Source organism: Allokutzneria oryzae, from assembly GCF_042429765.1.
GTDB classification, from domain to species: domain Bacteria; phylum Actinomycetota; class Actinomycetes; order Mycobacteriales; family Pseudonocardiaceae; genus Allokutzneria; species Allokutzneria oryzae.
Genome location: NZ_JBHLZU010000012.1, coordinates 1 through 16,974, shown reverse-complemented (window position 1 = coordinate 16,974; position 16,974 = coordinate 1). Strand labels below are relative to the sequence as shown.

At 71.6% G+C, this 16,974-nt stretch carries 16 protein-coding genes; 10 read left to right on the top strand and 6 right to left on the bottom strand.

Annotated elements, in window-relative coordinates; genetic code table 11:
• The first annotated feature begins 264 nt into the window (after window positions 1-264).
• Together ACFFQA_RS15620 and ACFFQA_RS15615 are read left to right on the top strand one after the other, a co-directional pair.
• Window positions 265-2,688 carry a LamG-like jellyroll fold domain-containing protein gene (locus ACFFQA_RS15620; RefSeq protein ID WP_377852804.1) on the top strand — a complete coding sequence of 808 codons (2,424 nt, stop codon included), beginning with the start codon at window positions 265-267 and terminating at the stop codon, window positions 2,686-2,688.
• Between the two features lie 63 nt (window positions 2,689-2,751).
• Complete coding sequence (locus tag ACFFQA_RS15615; protein ID WP_377852668.1) at window positions 2,752-3,225, top strand: GNAT family N-acetyltransferase; 474 nt, start codon at window positions 2,752-2,754, stop codon at window positions 3,223-3,225.
• A gap of 452 nt (window positions 3,226-3,677) precedes the next feature.
• On the opposite strand, the gene ACFFQA_RS15610 is transcribed toward ACFFQA_RS15615, so the two are convergent.
• A complete protein-coding gene (locus ACFFQA_RS15610) occupies window positions 3,678-4,880 on the bottom strand; it encodes a SpoIIE family protein phosphatase (RefSeq protein WP_377852667.1) in 1,203 nt (400 codons plus the stop codon).
• Complete coding sequence (locus ACFFQA_RS15605; RefSeq protein WP_377852666.1) at window positions 4,877-5,653, bottom strand: alpha/beta fold hydrolase; 777 nt, start codon at window positions 5,651-5,653, stop codon at window positions 4,877-4,879. The genes ACFFQA_RS15610 and ACFFQA_RS15605 overlap by 4 nt, the downstream gene beginning before the upstream one ends.
• Before the next feature lie 208 nt (window positions 5,654-5,861).
• Here ACFFQA_RS15605 and ACFFQA_RS15600 point away from each other — a divergent pair, with 208 nt between their 5' ends.
• Entirely contained in the window at window positions 5,862-7,046 is a 1,185-nt protein-coding gene (locus ACFFQA_RS15600; RefSeq protein ID WP_377852665.1) for a beta-1,3-glucanase family protein, read from the top strand.
• Window positions 7,047-7,068: 22 nt separating this feature from the next.
• Here ACFFQA_RS15600 and ACFFQA_RS15595 read toward each other — a convergent pair whose 3' ends face one another.
• From ACFFQA_RS15595 to ACFFQA_RS15580, 4 genes are read right to left on the bottom strand one after another with little or no spacing between them, the layout of a single operon-like run.
• Window positions 7,069-8,559, bottom strand: coding sequence for an FAD-dependent oxidoreductase (locus tag ACFFQA_RS15595; RefSeq protein WP_377852664.1), 1,491 nt, complete (start codon window positions 8,557-8,559; stop codon window positions 7,069-7,071).
• Window positions 8,560-8,567: 8 nt separating this feature from the next.
• The gene (locus ACFFQA_RS15590) at window positions 8,568-8,783 is read right to left on the bottom strand and encodes a DUF6480 family protein (protein ID WP_377852663.1); all 216 of its coding nucleotides are present in this window, start codon (window positions 8,781-8,783) and stop codon (window positions 8,568-8,570) included.
• On the bottom strand, window positions 8,780-9,178 hold the full coding sequence (locus tag ACFFQA_RS15585; RefSeq protein ID WP_377852662.1) for a ChaB family protein: 399 nt from the start codon (window positions 9,176-9,178) through the stop codon (window positions 8,780-8,782). The genes ACFFQA_RS15590 and ACFFQA_RS15585 overlap by 4 nt, the downstream gene beginning before the upstream one ends.
• On the bottom strand, window positions 9,168-9,752 hold the full coding sequence (locus tag ACFFQA_RS15580; RefSeq protein ID WP_377852661.1) for a glycosyltransferase family 9 protein: 585 nt from the start codon (window positions 9,750-9,752) through the stop codon (window positions 9,168-9,170). The genes ACFFQA_RS15585 and ACFFQA_RS15580 overlap by 11 nt, the downstream gene beginning before the upstream one ends.
• A gap of 474 nt (window positions 9,753-10,226) precedes the next feature.
• Between ACFFQA_RS15580 and ACFFQA_RS15575 the strand changes: the two genes are divergently transcribed.
• From ACFFQA_RS15575 to ACFFQA_RS15545, 7 genes are read left to right on the top strand one after another with little or no spacing between them, the layout of a single operon-like run.
• Window positions 10,227-10,748: a D-glycero-alpha-D-manno-heptose-1,7-bisphosphate 7-phosphatase gene (locus ACFFQA_RS15575; RefSeq protein ID WP_377852660.1), complete on the top strand. Its 522-nt coding sequence runs from the start codon at window positions 10,227-10,229 to the stop codon at window positions 10,746-10,748.
• On the top strand, window positions 10,745-11,770 hold the full coding sequence (locus tag ACFFQA_RS15570) for a glycosyltransferase family 9 protein (RefSeq protein WP_377852659.1): 1,026 nt from the start codon (window positions 10,745-10,747) through the stop codon (window positions 11,768-11,770). The genes ACFFQA_RS15575 and ACFFQA_RS15570 overlap by 4 nt, the downstream gene beginning before the upstream one ends.
• Complete coding sequence (locus tag ACFFQA_RS15565; protein ID WP_377852658.1) at window positions 11,767-12,723, top strand: glycosyltransferase; 957 nt, start codon at window positions 11,767-11,769, stop codon at window positions 12,721-12,723. Before ACFFQA_RS15570 ends, ACFFQA_RS15565 begins: the two co-directional genes overlap by 4 nt.
• A 4-nt stretch (window positions 12,724-12,727) precedes the next feature.
• Entirely contained in the window at window positions 12,728-13,954 is a 1,227-nt protein-coding gene (locus ACFFQA_RS15560) for a glycosyltransferase (protein ID WP_377852657.1), read from the top strand.
• Window positions 13,951-14,553 (top strand): D-sedoheptulose-7-phosphate isomerase, encoded by a 603-nt coding sequence (locus ACFFQA_RS15555; protein WP_377852656.1) that lies wholly within the window; start codon window positions 13,951-13,953, stop codon window positions 14,551-14,553. Before ACFFQA_RS15560 ends, ACFFQA_RS15555 begins: the two co-directional genes overlap by 4 nt.
• Complete coding sequence (locus tag ACFFQA_RS15550; protein WP_377852655.1) at window positions 14,550-15,884, top strand: PfkB family carbohydrate kinase; 1,335 nt, start codon at window positions 14,550-14,552, stop codon at window positions 15,882-15,884. The genes ACFFQA_RS15555 and ACFFQA_RS15550 overlap by 4 nt, the downstream gene beginning before the upstream one ends.
• On the top strand, window positions 15,881-16,588 hold the full coding sequence (locus tag ACFFQA_RS15545; RefSeq protein WP_377852654.1) for an SDR family oxidoreductase: 708 nt from the start codon (window positions 15,881-15,883) through the stop codon (window positions 16,586-16,588). Before ACFFQA_RS15550 ends, ACFFQA_RS15545 begins: the two co-directional genes overlap by 4 nt.
• Window positions 16,589-16,974: the final 386 nt, after the last annotated feature.

Below are 16,974 nucleotides of genomic sequence, written 5' to 3'. Positions count from 1 at the left end.
GAACAGCAATCAACAGTGCTCCGTTCGCCGCTCGGCCGTTCGACGGTCGCCCTGTTCAAAGCTGATGAAAGCTGATCGAAGGTGTTGACACCTGTTCATCCACGAATGTGAAATGGGTCCCGGTCGATGCCCGCCGCCAGCATCCGCCTGTTGTCCTCCTGAGAAGGGTGTTCGACAGTGCTGTCATCCCCACCGAAGCATCCCGCGCGCGCGTTCGCCAGACGGTCGGTGACCACCGTGGTCGCGTTCGCCTCCGCCCTGCTGATGGCCACCTCGGCGGCGACGGCGGCCGTGCCGGAGTGGAAACCGGCCAAGCCGCGCATGGTGACGCCGTGGACCCACGAGGTCGGGCCGAACAACGCCCTGCCCGAGTACCCGCGGCCCCAACTGGTCCGCAAGGACTGGCAGAACCTCAACGGCGTCTGGGAGTTCGCGGGCGCCGCGCCCGGCGAGGCCCCACCGGTCGGCAAGCCGCTGGCCGAGCGCATCCTCGTGCCCTACCCCACGGAGTCGGCGCTGTCCGGCGTCCAGCGGCACGAGGACCACATGTGGTACCGCCGCACGTTCACGGTGCCGCGGAACTGGAAGATCGGCGAGAACCGGCTCAAGCTGCACTTCGGCGCGGTGGACTACAAGGCCACCGTGTGGGTCAACGGCCAGCGGGTCGCCGCGCACCAGGGCGGCTACGGCGCGTTCTCCGCCGACGTCACCGCCGCGCTGCGGCCCTCCGGTGAGCAGGAGGTGATCGTCGGTGTCGAGGACCGCACCGACGCCACCTGGCAGCCGGTCGGCAAGCAGCGCAGGGTGCCGGACCGCGGCATCTTCTACGAGGGCGCTTCCGGCATCTGGCAGACGGTGTGGATGGAGCCGGTCGCGCCCGCCCGCACCGAGACCCTGGACATGGTCGCCGACGTGGACACCGGCACGCTGCGGCTGACCGTGAACTCCGGCGGCACCGCGGCCGGGCACACCGTCGAGGCGGTCGTGCGCGACGGCGGCCGCGTGGTCAGCCGCACCGAGGGCAGGGCCGACCAGCCGCTGACGCTGCCGGTGCCCGGCGCCAAGCTGTGGACGCCGGACACGCCGTTCCTCTACGACCTCGACGTCGTGCTGAAGGACCGCGACCGCCCGGTGGACCGGGTCTCCTCGTACTTCGGCATGCGTGAGATCGGCACCGCCAAGGGCAAGGACGGCAGGCTGCGCCTCACGCTCAACGGGAAGATCCTCTTCCAGATGTCCACTTTGGACCAGGGCTACTGGCCGGACGGCATCTACACCGCGCCGACCGACAAGGCGCTGCGCTTCGACCTCGAACAGCACAAGGTGCTCGGCTTCAACACCGTGCGCAAGCACATCAAGACCGAGCCGGACCGCTGGTACTACCACGCCGACAAGCTCGGCCTGCTGGTGTGGCAGGACATGCCGTCGATGCGCACCGGCGGGCGCCCGCCCGTGGACGCGCAGCAGCAGTTCGAGCGGGAGCTGCACGAGATCGTGGCGCAGAAGAAGAACTGGACCTCGGTGGTCGGCTGGGTGCCGTTCAACGAGGGCTGGGGCGAGTGGAACCGGGAGGCCACCGGCCGCATCGCCGAGGCGGTGCGCGCGCAGGACCCGACCCGCCCGGTGAACGCGCACAGCGGCGTCAACTGCTGTGACTCCCTCGGCGACTCCGGCAAGGGGCAGGTGCTGGACTGGCACGCCTATCCCGGGCCCGCCAAGCCGTTGCCGGACGCCACCCGCGCGGCCATCGACGGCGAGCACGGCGGCTACGGCCTGGAGGTCGACGGCCACATGTGGTTCGGCGAGGGCCACGCCTACGAGATGGTGCAGGACAAGGAGACCCTGACCCGCCGCTACGTGCAGAACCAGCAGGACGTGCTCGCGGCTGCCAGGAGCTGCGCGATCAGCGGCGCCATCTACACCCAGATCACCGACGTGGAACACGAGGTCAACGGCTTCTTCACCTACGACAGGCAGGTGAAGAAGATGGACTTCCCCCGGGTGCGCGCGGTCAACGAGGCGGTCATCCGCGGCGCGGACGGCAGCGGAGGCCAGCCCGACCCCGGCCCGGGAACCCCTGGGCTGCAAGGGGTGCACGCGTACCGGTTCGACGAGGGTTCCGGCAGCACCGCGGCGGACTCGGTGGGCAAGGCCAACGCCACGCTGACCAACGCGCGGTGGACCACCGGTGTGGCGGGCGGCGCGGTGTCCTTCGCGGGTGACGGCCAGGCCGACACGGGTGTCAGCCAGGTGGACACCTCGGGCAGCTACTCGGTGTCGGCGTGGGCGAAGCTGGACGAGGCGGGCGGTGCCTTCCAGACCGTGGTCAGCCAGGACACCGGCCGGGACAGCGCGTTCTTCCTCCAGTACTCCGGGCAGGACCAGCGCTGGGCGATGAGCTTCGTCGGCCTGCGCGCGCTGTCGCCGACCAAGCCGGAGGTGGGGAAGTGGTACCACCTCACCGGTGTCCGGGACGCCAAGGCGGGCACCCTGTCGCTCTACGTGGACGGCGCCAAAGTCGCATCGCAGAGCGCGTGCTCGGCGGTGAAGACCACCGGTAACACGGTGATCGGCCGTGGCCAGTACGGCGGCGGCCAGGTCGACTTCCTGCGCGGCGCCGTGGACGACGTCCGCGTGTTCGACCGCGCGCTGACCGACGGCGAGGTCGCCATCCTCGCCCAGCGCTAGGAGAATCACTCGCGACCAGCGCCGGTGGTGGACTTCCCGCCCCCGGCGCTGTTCGCTGTGCACATGGCCGAAGTCCAGCTGCACGGGATGACCGACGAGGAGTACGTGGCCTTCGAGCGCGAGACGATCGCGTCCTACGCCGCGTTGAGCGTCGAGTCCGGGAAGTGGGCCGAGGAACTGGCCCTGGGCCTGGCGGAGGCGGAGCACGCCAAGCTGCTGCCGGACGGCCCGGCGACGCCCGGCCACCACCTGTACACCGCCCGCGACGGCAACCTCGTCGTGGGCGTGCTCTGGATCGCCGAACGCACCGACAGCTCCGGCCGGAGCGCCTACGTCTACGACATCCGCGTCAAAGAGCCCCTGCGAGGCAAGGGCTACGGCGAGGCGTTGATGCGCGCGGTGGAGGACAAGGCGCACGCGCTGTGCGTGGAGTTCGTGCAACTGCACGTCCACGGCACCAACACGGTCGCACGGTCGCTCTACGGCAAGCTCGGCTACGACGAGACCAGTGTCGTGATGACGAAACGGCTCAGCTGAGCCCCACGCCCCGCCGCGCGGCTATGCCGTTCCCTGCAACCGGCGACACCACCTCTCCGCCCCCGGCGCCCCCCACCTGACGTCCCCCACCTGACGCCCCCACCCGGCGCCCCCCACCTGACGTCCCCACCCGGCGCTCGCCCCCGGCGCCCTCACTCGCGCGCCCCTCTTTTCGCGTTTTGTAGGCTTAATGCGAAATGAGAGCGCTCTCTTGCGCATTAAGCCTACAAAACGCGAGAACCCCGACCACCCCGAAAACCCCGACCACCCCCGACCACCCCCGACCACGCTCGACCACCCCCGACCACGCTCGACCACGTCAGCCCGCGCGCACGGGGGACGGGGACGGGGACGGGGGCACGGGGGACGGGCACGGGGGACGGGGGCGGGGCGGCTCCTCGGGACGACTTGTGGGACAGGCGCCAGTCGACCGGACGGTGCCGTCGATCGTCCTATGTGGACTGTTGGGATTCGCCGCGCGTGTCCTTGACGCTCAACGCGAGCACCGCGACGTCGTCGTCCGGTCCGTCGTCGAACTCGCTGAGCAGCGTGGTCATCGCCTCGATCAGCGCGGGGGCCGACCGCGGAGCCGCATTCGCGGCGAAGGCGAGCAGCGCGTCCTCGCCGTAGCGGTGCCGAGTGGTGCCGATCCGGCCTTCGGTGAGCCCGTCGGTGTAGAGCAGCAGCGCGTCGCCGGGCGCGAGGCGGACGGTCGTCGAGCTGAAGCGCGCGTCGGGGAGCACCCCGACCAGCTGTCCGCCCGGCGTGGCCAGGAACTCGGCGGATCCGTTGGCGCGCAACAGAAGCGCGGGTGGGTGGCCGCCGCTGGCCAGGGTGGCGGAGTAGCCGTCGCCATCCGGGACGAGCAAGCCGAAGATCACCGTGCAGAAGCGGGGGTCGGAGCGGACGTACTCCTGGTTGAGCACGGTGTTGAGGGTGGCCAGCACCGCCGTCGGCTGCTCGGGGTCGTACACGGCGGCCGCGCGCAGCGTGTAGCGGGTCAGCGACGTCAGGGCCGCCGCACCCGCGCCCTTGCCGCACACGTCGCCGACGAAGAAACCCCACCGGTCGCCCGCGAGGGGGAACAGGTCGTAGAAGTCGCCGCCGACCTGGTCCGGTGACGCGATCCGGTAGTGCGCGGCGACCTCCATGCCGGGCACCGGGGACAGCTTCGGCGGGAGCAGGGTCCGTTGCAGCGTCGTGGCCAGCCGCCGCATGCGTTCGTGCTCCAGCTCGGCTTCCTGGCGGGCGCGCAGCAGTTCCCGCTCGTAGGCGTGCCGGTCGCGCGCGTCGAAGACCGTGGTGCGGATGAGCAGCGGTTTGCCGTCCGGTCCGGTCCTGAGCACCGACCGGATCAGCACCGGCAGCCGGGAGCCGCTCGCGGTCGTGAGCTCCAGCGCGATCCCGCCGGCCTCGCCCTGCATCATCAGCAGGGGCGCGAAGTGGGTCTCGTGGTAGAGCCTGCCGCCGACGGTGAGCAGGTCGGCGAACCTGCGCCTGCCGACGAGAGTCTCGCGGTCGTGGCCAAGCAGGTCCAGCAGCGTCTTGTTGACCTTGATGATCCGCCCGTCCGGCAGGGTGGAGAGGTAGCCGCACGGCGCGTTCTCGTACAGGTCCTCCGCGCTCTCCTCCGGCAGGAGGTCGGGGCGCGTCACCGGGCCCCGGCGAGCGCGAAGTCCAGGATCGCGGCCGCGGTCGCCTCCGGGGCGCTCAGCTGCGGGCAGTGCCCGGTGGCGTCGAGGGTGACCAGGGTGCTCCCCGGAACCCGGTCGGCGACGAAGGCGCCGATCCCGCGCGGGGCGATCGCGTCGGCGGCGCACTCCACCACCAGCGTCGGCACGGTGACCTCGGCGAGGTCCTCCCGGTTGTCGGAGAGGAACGTGGTGCGGGCGAAGGCCTTGGCGATCGTGGGATCGGTGCGGCAGAAGCTGTTCGCCAGCTCCTCGCCGAGCTCGGGCCGCTCCGGGGTGCCCATGATCACCGGCGCCAGCGCCGCGGACCAGCCGAGGTAGTTGGCGTCCAGGGACTCCAGCAGCTCGTCGATGTCGGCGCGGCTGAACCCGCCCCGGTAGCCCACGTCGTCGACGTAGCGCGGCGACGGGGTGAGCAGCACCAGCCGGGCGAAGCGCTCCGGCTCCCGCACGGCGGCGAGCACGCCGATCATCGCGCTGACCGAGTGCCCGACGAGGGTGAGCTCGCGCAGGCCCAGCTCCCGGCAGATCTCCAGGACGTCCTCGGCGTAGCCGTCCAGCCTCGCGTGCCGCTCCGGCCGCCACGCCGACCGGTCCGACCGGCCCGCACCCACATGGTCGAACAAGATCACCCGGAAGTGCTCGGCGAGCGCGGGCACGACGAGCCGCCACATGTTCTGGTCGCAGCCGAACCCGTGCGCGAGCATCATCGCTGGTCCGTCCGGATTACCCGTCACGACAACGTGATTCCTGGATCGCACGTCCATGGTCACATTCTCCCATTCCGGCGCCTGAACCGGTGGGACGCCGCCCGGCCGTTGACAACACACCGGATCCGACCCGACCATGAGAGCGCTCTCGCGCGGTGTCCGCCGGCCGTGCCGAGGGGCCGCCTCGTGTGCTCGACCCCGCGTTGCTCGACCGCACTCAACGAGGAGTGAGACTGTGCGAACGAGATTTCTCTCGTGGCTGGCGGCGATCGCGACCGCCTTACCCGTGGTTCTCCTTGGTGTGACGGCAACTCCCGCCCAGGCCGCGCCGAGCCTGCTGCCGCTCACCGTCACCAACAACTCCGGCCGTGCCGACCAGGTGCACCTGTACGTGCTCGGCGTCTACAACGGCCGCCTCGGCCACGTGAACGCCGCTGGTGCGTTCACCCCGTGGTCCGGCGGCGGGAACCCGCCCGTCCCCGCGCCCGACGTGTCCATCCCCGGCCCGGCCCAGGGCGCCTCCAGGACGGTCAACATCCCGATCAACCTCGCGGGCGGCCGGCTGTACATGTCCTTCGGGCAGAAGCTGAAGTTCTTCCTCACCCCGGACGGCCTGGTCCAGCCCGCGCCGTGGAACCCCAGCGACCCCAACCGCGACATCCTCTTCGACTGGAGCGAGTTCACCTACAACGACGGCGGGCTCTGGCTGAACTCCTCGCAGGTGGACATGTTCAGCGTGCCGCACGCGGTCGAGGTCACCGCCGGCACCGGCCAGGTGAAGAAGACCGGTGAGCTGGTCGCCAACGGCCGCAACCGCATCCTCGACGGCCTGCGCAACCAGGGCGGGGACTGGGGCAGGCTGGTCCACACCCGCGCCGACGGCACCCGGCTGCGCGCGCTGGCGCCGCGACTGGGCATCGAGTCCGGCATCTTCGGCGCGAACTACTTCGACAGCTACACGCAGAGCGTCTGGAACACCTACCGCAACACCAACCTGACCGTGGTCCCCTACGAGAACACCCCGGCCAACCGGTTCACCGGCCGCACGGACGCCTCCGGGGTCATGCACTTCACCAACACCGCCGGAGCCAGGGTCGCGTCCTTCCAGCAGCCGAGCTCCAAGGACATCTTCGGCTGCGACGGGCGGCTCGCCGCGCCCAACAACGACATCGGCGCGATCGCCCGCACGTTGTGCGCCGCGCTGCACCGCTCGACGTTGGGTTACCTGCACACCCAGCCGACGCTGAACCCGGCGGAGTTCTACACGCGCTCGATCACCGACCACTACTCCCGCGTGATCCACGCGAACATGGTGGACGGCAAGGCCTACGGCTTCGCCTTCGACGACGTCGGCCACTTCGAATCCCTTGTGCACGACGGCAACCCGCGTTCCGCCCGGATCATCCTCGGGCCGTTCTAGGTCACCCCTGGGGCCCGCTGGCTCACTCCAGCCGCCGCAAGGGGCGGACAGCGGGCCCCTGCACCACGGATCCGTCTATCCCGAAGCGCGACCCGTGGCACGGGCAGTCCCAGGTCCGGTCACCGTCGTTGAAGGCGACCAGACAGCCGAGGTGCGTGCAGCGGGCGGAGAGCTTGTGCAGCTCTCCGCCCTCGGTCCGGTACGCGGCGACCGGGCGCGCGCCCTCGGTGGTGACGATCGAGGTCCCGGGGGCGAGACCGTCGACCTTGCCGTGCACCACCGCGGCGAGGCGGTCGCCCACCAGCCTCGACGCGACATGGGCGTTCGTCTTCACCAGTTCCGGCAGGGACTGCTTGAGAGTGAGCCGGAGCGGGTCGTAGAGCTCGGCGAGAGGGTTGTGCACCCCCGTGATCAGGTCGCGCAGGAGCAGGCCCGCCAGGGTGCCGTTGCTCATTCCCCAGTGCGCGAAGCCCGTCGCCACCCAGACCGACCTCGTCGCCGGGTGGAACCGCCCGATGTACGGCAGGGAGTCGGGGGTGGTCAGGTCGTGCGCCATCCAGTGGTAGTCCGGATCCCCCACGCCGAACCGCGACCGCGCCCATGCGGCCAGCCGCCGGAACCGGTGCGCCACCGTGGCTCCCTCGTCCACCGGGTGCCCTTCACCACCGACGATGAGCAGGTCCTTCCCGTCCTCGTGCGGTGTGGTGCGGACGGAGTGGCCGGTGTCGTCGGCCAGGTACATGCCCGCCGGGCCGGACCCCGCCTCGATCACCGAGGCGACCACCAGGTCCCGCACCGGGCGCAGGCGGGGGAAGAACAGGCCCCGGTCGAAGACAGGGTGGTGCGTCGTGACCACGACGTGGTCGGCGCGGATCTCGCCCGTCTCGGTCGTGACGACGTGCGGTGTGCCCTCCGCCAGAGCCCGCGCCCGGCTTCCGGTGACGACGTGGCTGCCGTCACCGGGGATCTCGCTCGCCAAGCCCAGCAACCATTTTCGCGGGTGGAACTGCGCCTGACCGCTGAGCCGGACCGCGCCAGCCACCCGGTACGGCAGGTCCGTCTCGCTGACGTGGGCGGCGTCCAGGCCGGCGGCGGCAGCGGCCTCGGCTTCCGCCACGAGCTCCCGCGCCCGCGACTCGTCCTCGGCGTAGAGGAAGTTGTCCTGGCGGGACAGAGCGCACTCGACACCGAGGCGCTCGCGCTCCGAGAAGATCCACTCGATCGCGAGCCGCTGGCTCCCGGCGTAGGCGGCGGCGACCGCGGGGGAGTAGGAGGAGCGGAGCCGGTGGTAGATCGCACCGTGCTGCGCCGTGATCTTGGCGGTGGTGTGGCCGCTGACGCCGGCCGCCAGCTCGCCCGCCTCGACGAGTGCGACCGTGAGACCGGCCTGCTTGAGCAGGTGGGCGGTTGTGATACCGGCGATCCCGCCGCCGAGAACCGCGACGTCCACTTCGGACGGTGGGGATCCAGGGAACGACACGGGCGGTTCGGTCATCCAGTAGGACAACGACATGGTGATCCTTAGAGGAGGTCGACTGACTGGAGGATCACCAGCAGCACCAACGCCACCACGCCACCGAGGGTGACGCCGATCCACACCCGGTGCGCGGCGGGCGGGGGCGGCGGTTGCTCCCGGTGGGACAGTCCGGAGACGCCGCCCTCGGCGGGCGGGGTCTCCCCGGGAGGCACCCCGCCGCCCGGCTCCAAGCCGGGCGTGCGGTCGGGCTCCGGGTTCACGAGCGGGCCTTGGCGGTCTCGCGGTCGTTCGCCCGCTTGATCGCCTCGATGAGCTCGTCCTTGGTCATGCGCGACCTGCCGGGCACGTCCAGCTTCTTGGCGACGTCGTAGAGGTGGTGCTTGGTGGCGTTGGCATCGACCCCCGAGGCTGTCCTGCCACGCCGGCCACCCGATTGGCGCGCGGCTTGCTTGTCCGAAGGCCCCTTGCCGTCCTTGGCCTCCCAGTGGTCGCCGACCTTCTCGTGGGTGTGCTTCAGCGCGGCGTAGGCGACGCGGTGCGAACGCTCGCCCTCGCCGTAGGACTCCACAGCGGAGTCGTGGGCCTTCACCCAGGTGCGCTGGGCCTTCTTCGACGAACGTCTGACGGTCGATGGCATGGCTTCCTTACCCGGCATGGCCGTCACCTCCGGACATTCGGGTGCCCCGTCTGCCGGGCGGCAAACAGGACAGGACGTCGTCGACACCGACGCCGAGCAGGGCGGGATCGGGATCGTCGGAGAACGCCTCGCCCCGGCGCAGGTCAGCGGCGGTGAGCACGACGTGCGGCGCGCCTTCGGGAGGGCCCCAGTGCTCCGCGGGGGCGGGGCCGAACAGCACGACCGACGGTGTGCCGAACGCGTAGCTGAGGTGCGCGGTCCCGGTGTCCCCGCAGATCACCAGGGACGCCTCCGCGATGAGCGCGGCGAGCTGGGGAAGTGTCGTCGGGCCCGCGGCGCGCACCCCGTTCCCGGCACGCGTCACGACCTCGTCGACGAGGCGGCCCTCCGACGGCCCGCCGGTGACCACCACCTGCTCGCCCCGGCGCGCCAGCTCTGCCGCCACCTGGGCGAAACGCTCCGGCGGCCAGCGTTTGCTGCCGTAGGCGGCGCCGGGGTGGACGACAACAGCACCCGGAAACCGGCTCGGTGTCCCGGGTGGACGGAGCCGGAGATCGTCCGGATCCGCCGGAACTCCTTGCGCGGCAAGCATAGTGCACCACCGGTCGCGCTCGTGAAGATCATCGTCCCATGCTGGGCCGGGCCATCCGTTGCCGGAATGCCCGATCCGTCGCTTTGGTTGCAGTTCATCCAGAACGCGGTTGCTCTCCGGTCCGGCACCGTGCATGTTGACCGCCACGTCTGGCCGAAAAGCCTTAAGGGGCAAAGGTTTCAGTCCTGGTGTGGGGAGGACCTCGTCGACGCATCCCGCGAGGTCGACGAGGGGCGTCAACCAGCCAGGACACGCGTGGCAGAGCCGCTCCTCCGGCCAGTGCCGCTTGATCGCCCGGAGTGCCGGTACCGCGACGAGGAAGTCCCCGATCTTCAAGGCGCGCAAAGTAATGATCATTCGGATCCCCGTCCCTGAGTTGTGGCACACGGCGACGAAGGGGGCAGAAGTGAGCACGCGGAGTAGTAGTTCCGTCCCATGCGTTTACCCCGGAACTCCCCGGCAACCACCGTCACCATGGAACACGTCGATGCCCGAGCGGTTCTGTTCGACCGCGACGGAACTCTCGTGGAAGACGTTCCGTACAACGGAGATCCGTTGGCGGTGCGTCCCATGGAGGGTGCCGTCGCGGCCGTCGCCGCAGCTCGGGCCCACGGCCTGGCCGTCGGAGTGGTCAGCAACCAGTCCGGTGTCGGGCGCGGCCTGCTGACCCGCGACCAGCTCACCGCGGTCAACGCCAGGGTCGATGAGATCTTCGGTGCCTTCGACACCTGGCAGATCTGCCCGCACACGCCGGACGATGGTTGCCACTGCCGCAAGCCCGAGCCCGGACTCGTGCTGGCCGCGTGCGCCGAGCTCGGCGCCCTGCCGGAGGAGACGGTGGTCGTCGGTGACATCGGCGGCGATGTCGAGGCCGCCGAGCGCGCCGGAGCCCGTTCCGTGCTCGTCCCCACCCCGGCGACCAGAGCCGAGGAGGTGTGGCGCGCGGACAACGTCGCCGACGACCTCCCCACGGCGATGCGGCTCGTGCTCTCATGAGCGCCCGGGTGCTCGTCGCCAGGCTCGACAGCGACGGCGACGTGCTGCTCGCCGGACCGGCGATCCGCGCGGTCGCGGCGGGCGGGAACGCGGTGACGCTGCTGTGCGGGCCGTCCGGCGCACAGGCCGCGGCGCTGTTGCCAGGCGTCTCGGAGACCATCGAGTGGACGTGCCCGTGGATCGTCCCCGACGCACCGGTCTTCGACCCCGCCTCCGTGCACACGCTGCTCGAAAGGATCGCGGCGCGACGGTTCGACGTCGCGGTGGTCCTGACGTCGTTCCACCAGTCGTCGCTGCCGCTCGCGCTGCTGCTCCGACTGGCAGGGGTCCCCCGGACGGTGGCGGCCTCCGTTGACTACGCGGGATCGCTGCTGGACACCAGGCTGCGGCCGGACATCGACTTCCTCGACGACCAGCCGGAGGCGCGGCGCGCGCTGAGCGTGGCCGAGGCAGCGGGCTTCGCGCTCCCGCCCGGCGACGACGGTCGCCTCCGGGTGCTGAGCCCACCGGACACCACGGCACTCACCGGAACCGGCCGCTACGTCGTCCTGCATCCGGGAGCCTCTGCTCCCGCGCGCACCTGGTCGCCACGGCGCTGTGCCGAAACCGTCGCCGCGCTGAGCGAGGCCGGACACCGCGTCGTGGTGACCGGAGGACCCGGTGAGCGCGACCTGACCGCGGTGGTCAGCGGCGTCCACGGCACGGACCTCGGCGGCCGCACGAGCTTCTCCGAGCTTGCCGGTGTGTTGGCCGGAGCGGAGGTCGTCGTGGCGGGCAACACCGGACCGGCGCACCTGGCCGCGTCCGTCGGCACACCGGTGATCTCGTTGTTCGCGCCAGTGGTGTCCGCGCGCCGCTGGGCACCTCACGGCGTGCCGTACCGGTTGCTCGGCGACCAACGGGCCGCGTGCCGTGGAACGCGCGCCCGCGAATGCCCGATCCCGGGCCACCCCTGCCTGAACTCCGTCCATCCGGACGCCGTCGTCGAGGCCGTCCACGAGCTCCAGGCGGTGACAGTGTGAGAGTCCTTGTCTGGCACGTGCACGGTGGTTGGACGACGTCCTTCGTCCAAGGGCCGCACGAGTACCTGCTGCCGAGGCTGCCCGAGGGCGGCCCGTACGGCGCTGGTCGGCTCGGGCGGGACTGGCCGGGTTCCGCACGTGAGGTCGACCCGGCGCTACTCCGCGACACCGATGTGGATGTCGTCGTCCTGCAACGGCCGGAGGAGTCAGAGCTGGCCGAGAGGTGGCTCGGTCGGCGGGTGCCCACCGTGTACGTCGAGCACAACACGCCCAAGGGCGGCCACCGGCACCCGATGGCGGACCGCGACGACCTGGTGCTCGCGCACGTCACCCATTTCAACGACCTGATGTGGGACTGCGGCAGCACGCCGACGACCGTGGTCGAGCACGGTGTCGTCGACCCGGGGGAGCGCTACACCGGTGAGCTGCCACGAGCGGGCGTGGTGATCAACGAGCCGGTGCGGCGGTGGCGGGTGACCGGAACGGACCTGTTGCCGCGCTTCGCCGACGTCGCGCCGCTGGACGTCTTCGGCATGGAGCTGGACGGGATCAACGAGCGACTGCGGATCGGTCGCGACCGGCTCACGCCCGTTGGTGACCTGCCGTCCGGCCTGTTGCACGCCGAGCTGGCCCGGCGCAGGGCCTACGTGCACACGCCGCGCTGGACCTCGCTGGGTCTGTCGCTGATCGAGGCGATGCACCTGGGCATGCCGGTGATCGCGTTGTGCGCCACCGAGGCGGCCAGGGCGGTGCCCGCCGACGCGGGGTTCGTCTCCACCAGCGTCGACGAGCTCGCCGCCGCGCTGGAGCTGGTGACCGAGGATCAGGATCTGGCCGTCCAGCTCGGCCGTGGCGCCAGGAAGTTCGCCCTCGCCCACTACGGGCTCGCTGCGTTCGTCGAGAGCTGGGACCGGTTGTTGTGCCGGGTCGCCAGTGACACCAAGAGGAGGTGACGAGATGAGAGTTGCCATGGTCTCCGAACACGCCAGCCCACTGGCCGCGCTCGGATGTGTCGATGCCGGGGGCCAGAACCTTCATGTCGCGGAGCTGTCCGCGGCGATGACCAGACTCGGCCACGAGGTGACTGTCTTCACCCGCAGGGACGGTCCCGGCCTGCCGGAGGTGGTGACCACCTCGCAGGGGTACCGGGTGGTGCACGTGGCGGCGGGACCGGCGAGGTGCCTGTCGAAGGACGAGCTGCTGCCGCACATGGGCGGTTTCGCCGACGAGTTGCGGCGGAGCTGGTCCCGCGAGCGGCCGGACGTGGTGCACGCCCACTTCTGGATGTCCGGCCTGGCGACCCTGCTGGGCGCCAAGGATCTCGACGTGCCCACGGTGCAGACCTTCCACGCCTTGGGCGTGGTGAAGCGCAGGCACCAGGGCCGGGCCGACACCAGCCCGCCCGCCCGGTTGTCCGTGGAGCGGTTGATCTGCCGCAAGGCCGACCGCATCGCCGCGACGTGCACCGACGAGGTCTTCGAGCTGATCAGGATGGGCGCGGCGCGTGCCCGGGTGTCCGTGGTGCCCAGCGGCGTCGACCTGGAGATGTTCACGCCGACCGGTCCGCGTGCGCCGAGGAAGCACGACAAGCGCATCGTCTCGGTGGGCAGACTGGTCCCGCGCAAGGGGATCGACACCGTGATCTCCGCGCTGCCCGGCCTGCCCGGCACCGAGCTGGTGATCGCCGGCGGCCCGCGCAAGCGGCGGCTCAGCGGCGATCCCGAGGCCAGGCGGTTGCTCGCGCACGCGACCCGGCTCGGCGTCGGAGACCGGGTCTCGTTGCTGGGACAGGTCTCCCGGGAGGACATGCCGTCGCTGCTGCGGTCGGCCGACGCCGTGGTGTGCACGCCGTGGTACGAGCCGTTCGGAATCGTGCCGCTGGAGGCGATGGCCTGTGGCGTCCCGGTGGTCGCCAGCGCCGTGGGCGGCCTCGTCGACACCGTCGTGGACGGCGTGACGGGAAGGCACGTGCCACCTCGTGATCCTCAGGCGCTGGTGAAGGCTCTGCGCGCGTTCATCACCGACCCGCTGCGGTGCTCGGAGTTCGGCGCCGCGGGGCGTGACCGCGCGGAGTGCCGGTACTCGTGGGACCGCGTCGCCGTGGACACCACGCGGATCTACGAACGCGCCCAGGTGAGTCGTGACCTCATCGCCGGCGAGCGGTCTGTGGGTGAGTCGCGATGAGCCGTGTGCTTCCCGATCCGATCGGCCGCGTGCACATCGACGAGTTGACGGCCACGCTGTCGGTGCTGCGCCGGAAGACCGGCACGCTCGGCAGGTGGGGCGAGGTCCTCGCCGAACGGCTCGGCGGCGGGGCGCGGCTGCTCGCGGCGGGCAACGGCGGCTCGGCCGCCGAGGCACAGCACCTCACCGCCGAGCTCGTCGGCCGCTTCCACGACGACCGGCGGCCGTTCTCCGCGATCGCGCTGCACGCCGAGAGCTCCAGCATGACCGCGATCGGCAACGACTACGGCTACGAGCAGGTCTTCGCGCGGCAGGTCACTGCGCACGCGCGCCCCGGGGACCTGGTGCTGCTGCTGTCCACCTCGGGGCGCAGCCCGAACCTGGTGCGCGCGGCCGAGGCCGCCCGATCGGCGGGCGCACGGGTGTGGGCGCTGACCGGGCCCGGACCCAACCCGCTGGCCGACGCGGCCGACGAGGCGGTGGAGCTGCCGGGCTCCACCTGCTCGGTGCAAGAGGCCCAGCTCGTCGCGGTGCACGTGATCTGCGCGGCGTTCGAGGCCGCACTGTCCGAAGTGGACTCCGACAGGAGGGCGTCGTGAACCTCGTCGTCGTCGGTGACACGCTGCTCGACGTGGACCTCGTCGGCACGGTGAGCCGGGTCTGCCCGGAGGCCCCCGCTCCCGTGCTCGACCTGACCAGCCGTCACCACCGCCCGGGTGGCGCGGGCCTGGCCGCACTGCTCGCGGCGCGGGACGGCACCGACGTCACGTTGGTCACCGCGATCGCCGGGGACGAGGCGGGGCACCGCCTGCGCGCCGAGCTTGACCACGTCAATCTGGTCGCCGGACCGGCCGAAGCCGCGACCGCGGTCAAGTCGAGGCTGCGGTGCCACGGCCAGTCGCTCGCCCGCATCGACGAGGGAGCGCCCGGCCCGGCGCCCCGCGCGAGCGAGGCGATGCTGGAGGCGGTGCGCGAGGCGGGAGCCGTGCTCGTCTCCGACTACGGCCGGGGGCTGGCGCGGGACACGCGGTTGCGGGAGCTGCTCGGGCAGCGTGCCAGTCAGGTCCCGGTGGTGTGGGACCCGCATCCCCGCGGCCCCGACCCGGTTCCCGGGGCGGCGATGGTGACCCCGAACGCGGCCGAGGCCGACGTGAGCGGCGGCGGTGTCATAGCGGCCCACCGGGCGGCCGGCCGGCTTCGGCGCCGCTGGTCCGCCGAGGCGGTGGCGGTAACGCTCGGCGAGGGCGGTGCGGTGCTGGACCAGGGCGGCCTCCCGCTGATGGTGCCCGCGCCCGCGGTCACCGTGGCCGATTCGTGTGGAGCGGGTGACCGGTTCGCGGTCACCGTGGCCACCATGCTGCTCGCGGGTGCCACCGCTGCCGGTGCGGTCACCGCCGCGGTCCGGACGGCGGCGCACTTCCTCGCCGACGGCGGGGTGTCCGGTGCCGGGGCCGAGAACGTGTCTGCTGTGGACACAGGTTGTGCGCTCCGGGTGGCCGACCAGGTCCGGGCGCGGGGCGGCACCGTCGTCGCGACTGGCGGGTGCTTCGACCTGTTGCACGCCGGGCACACCAGGACCCTCGCCGCCGCGCGGTCGCTGGGGGACTGCCTCATCGTCTGCATGAACTCCGACGACTCGGCCCGACGGCTCAAAGGCCCCGGACGCCCGATCAACCGCGAGTCGGAGCGTGCCGAGCTGCTGGAGTCCCTGAGCTGTGTCGACGCCGTCGCCGTGTTCGACGAGGACACACCCGAGTCCGTCGTTGGCGCACTGCGGCCAGACATCTGGGTCAAGGGCGAGGACCACCGCGTCGAGGAGCTGCCAGAAGCGGCCCTGCTGAGGTCGTGGGGCGGCTGCGCGGTCACGGTCCCGTACCACCCCGGCCGGTCGACGACCCGGCTGGCCGCCGCACTGGCTGACGCCGGATGAGCGGGGAAGGAGACAGCGCTGTGCGAGGGAGAACCGTTGTGGTGACCGGGGGTTCGTCCGGGCTCGGGGCCGCCGTCGCCGATGCCGTGCGAGCCGGGGGAGGCCGCGCGGTCGTGCTGGACAAGGCAGCCCCGGCCGACACCGCGGACTTCGTCCCGGTCGACCTCTCCGACAGTGCCGCCGCGGAGCGGGCCGTCGCCGAGGCAGCGGCCTTGACCGGGGGCATCGGCGCGGTGGTGACGGCGGCCGGGATCGACAGCTGCGGCCCGCTGGCAGCAGTGTCCACATCGGACTGGGAGCGAGTGGTCCAGGTCAACCTGCTCGGCACGGTCGCGGTGGTGCGCGCCGCGCTGCCGCACCTGGAACGCGCCCGGGGCAGGGTCGTCACGGTCGCCTCCACGCTCGGGCTGCGCGCCCTGCCGGAGGCCAGCGCCTACTGCGCGTCGAAGTTCGGTGTCGTCGGCTTCACCCGCTCCCTTGCCGCCGAGTTGGCAGGGCGGATCGGTGTCACGCTCGTGGTCCCCGGCGGGATGCGCACCAGGTTCTTCGACGAGCGCGAGGAGAAGTACCGCCCGCCGGACGAGAGCAAGCTCAACCCGCCGGAGCACGTGGCGGCGGCGATCCTGCACGCGCTCACCCAGCCCCCGGGCTGCGAGATCCGCGAGCTCGTCGTGTGCCACGAGGACGAACCCTCCTGGCCCTGACACCCACCCCCGCCCCGCGGCGCTCACCCCACACCCGGCCCGCGCTCACCCCACGCCCGGCCCGCGCTCACCCCCGGCAGGCGCTCACCCCACACCCGGCCCGCGCTCACCCCACGCCCAGCAGGCGCTCACCCACACCTGGCCCGCGCCCGGCAGGCGCCAACCCCACGCGCCCACGGGCGCTCACCCCACGCACCCCTCTTTTCGCGTTTTGTAGGCTTGATGCGAAATGGGAGCGCTCTTTCGCGCAACAAGGTGACAAAACGCGAAACCCCCCACGCGAAACCCCCCACGCCAGCCACGCGCCAGCCCACGTGCGACCTGGCGTGCCCTAGGGCCTGTCCTCAAAGCCAGATGAGCAGGGTGGCCAGGTCGATCATGCCTCG

What these genes read in the sequence shown, in the direction of transcription:
- ACFFQA_RS15555 (WP_377852656.1), top strand. Translation starts at nt 13,951, where the DNA reads ATGAGCCGTGTGCTTCCCGATCCGATCGGCCGCGTGCACATCGACGAG.
- ACFFQA_RS15595 (WP_377852664.1), bottom strand. Translation starts at nt 8,559, where the DNA reads ATGTCGTTGTCCTACTGGATGACCGAACCGCCCGTGTCGTTCCCTGGA.
- ACFFQA_RS15620 (WP_377852804.1), top strand. Translation starts at nt 265, where the DNA reads ATGGCCACCTCGGCGGCGACGGCGGCCGTGCCGGAGTGGAAACCGGCC.
- ACFFQA_RS15615 (WP_377852668.1), top strand. Translation starts at nt 2,752, where the DNA reads ATGGCCGAAGTCCAGCTGCACGGGATGACCGACGAGGAGTACGTGGCC.
- ACFFQA_RS15570 (WP_377852659.1), top strand. Translation starts at nt 10,745, where the DNA reads ATGAGCGCCCGGGTGCTCGTCGCCAGGCTCGACAGCGACGGCGACGTG.
- ACFFQA_RS15580 (WP_377852661.1), bottom strand. Translation starts at nt 9,752, where the DNA reads ATGCTTGCCGCGCAAGGAGTTCCGGCGGATCCGGACGATCTCCGGCTC.
- ACFFQA_RS15560 (WP_377852657.1), top strand. Translation starts at nt 12,728, where the DNA reads ATGAGAGTTGCCATGGTCTCCGAACACGCCAGCCCACTGGCCGCGCTC.
- ACFFQA_RS15585 (WP_377852662.1), bottom strand. Translation starts at nt 9,178, where the DNA reads ATGCCGGGTAAGGAAGCCATGCCATCGACCGTCAGACGTTCGTCGAAG.
- ACFFQA_RS15545 (WP_377852654.1), top strand. Translation starts at nt 15,881, where the DNA reads ATGAGCGGGGAAGGAGACAGCGCTGTGCGAGGGAGAACCGTTGTGGTG.
- ACFFQA_RS15575 (WP_377852660.1), top strand. Translation starts at nt 10,227, where the DNA reads ATGGAACACGTCGATGCCCGAGCGGTTCTGTTCGACCGCGACGGAACT.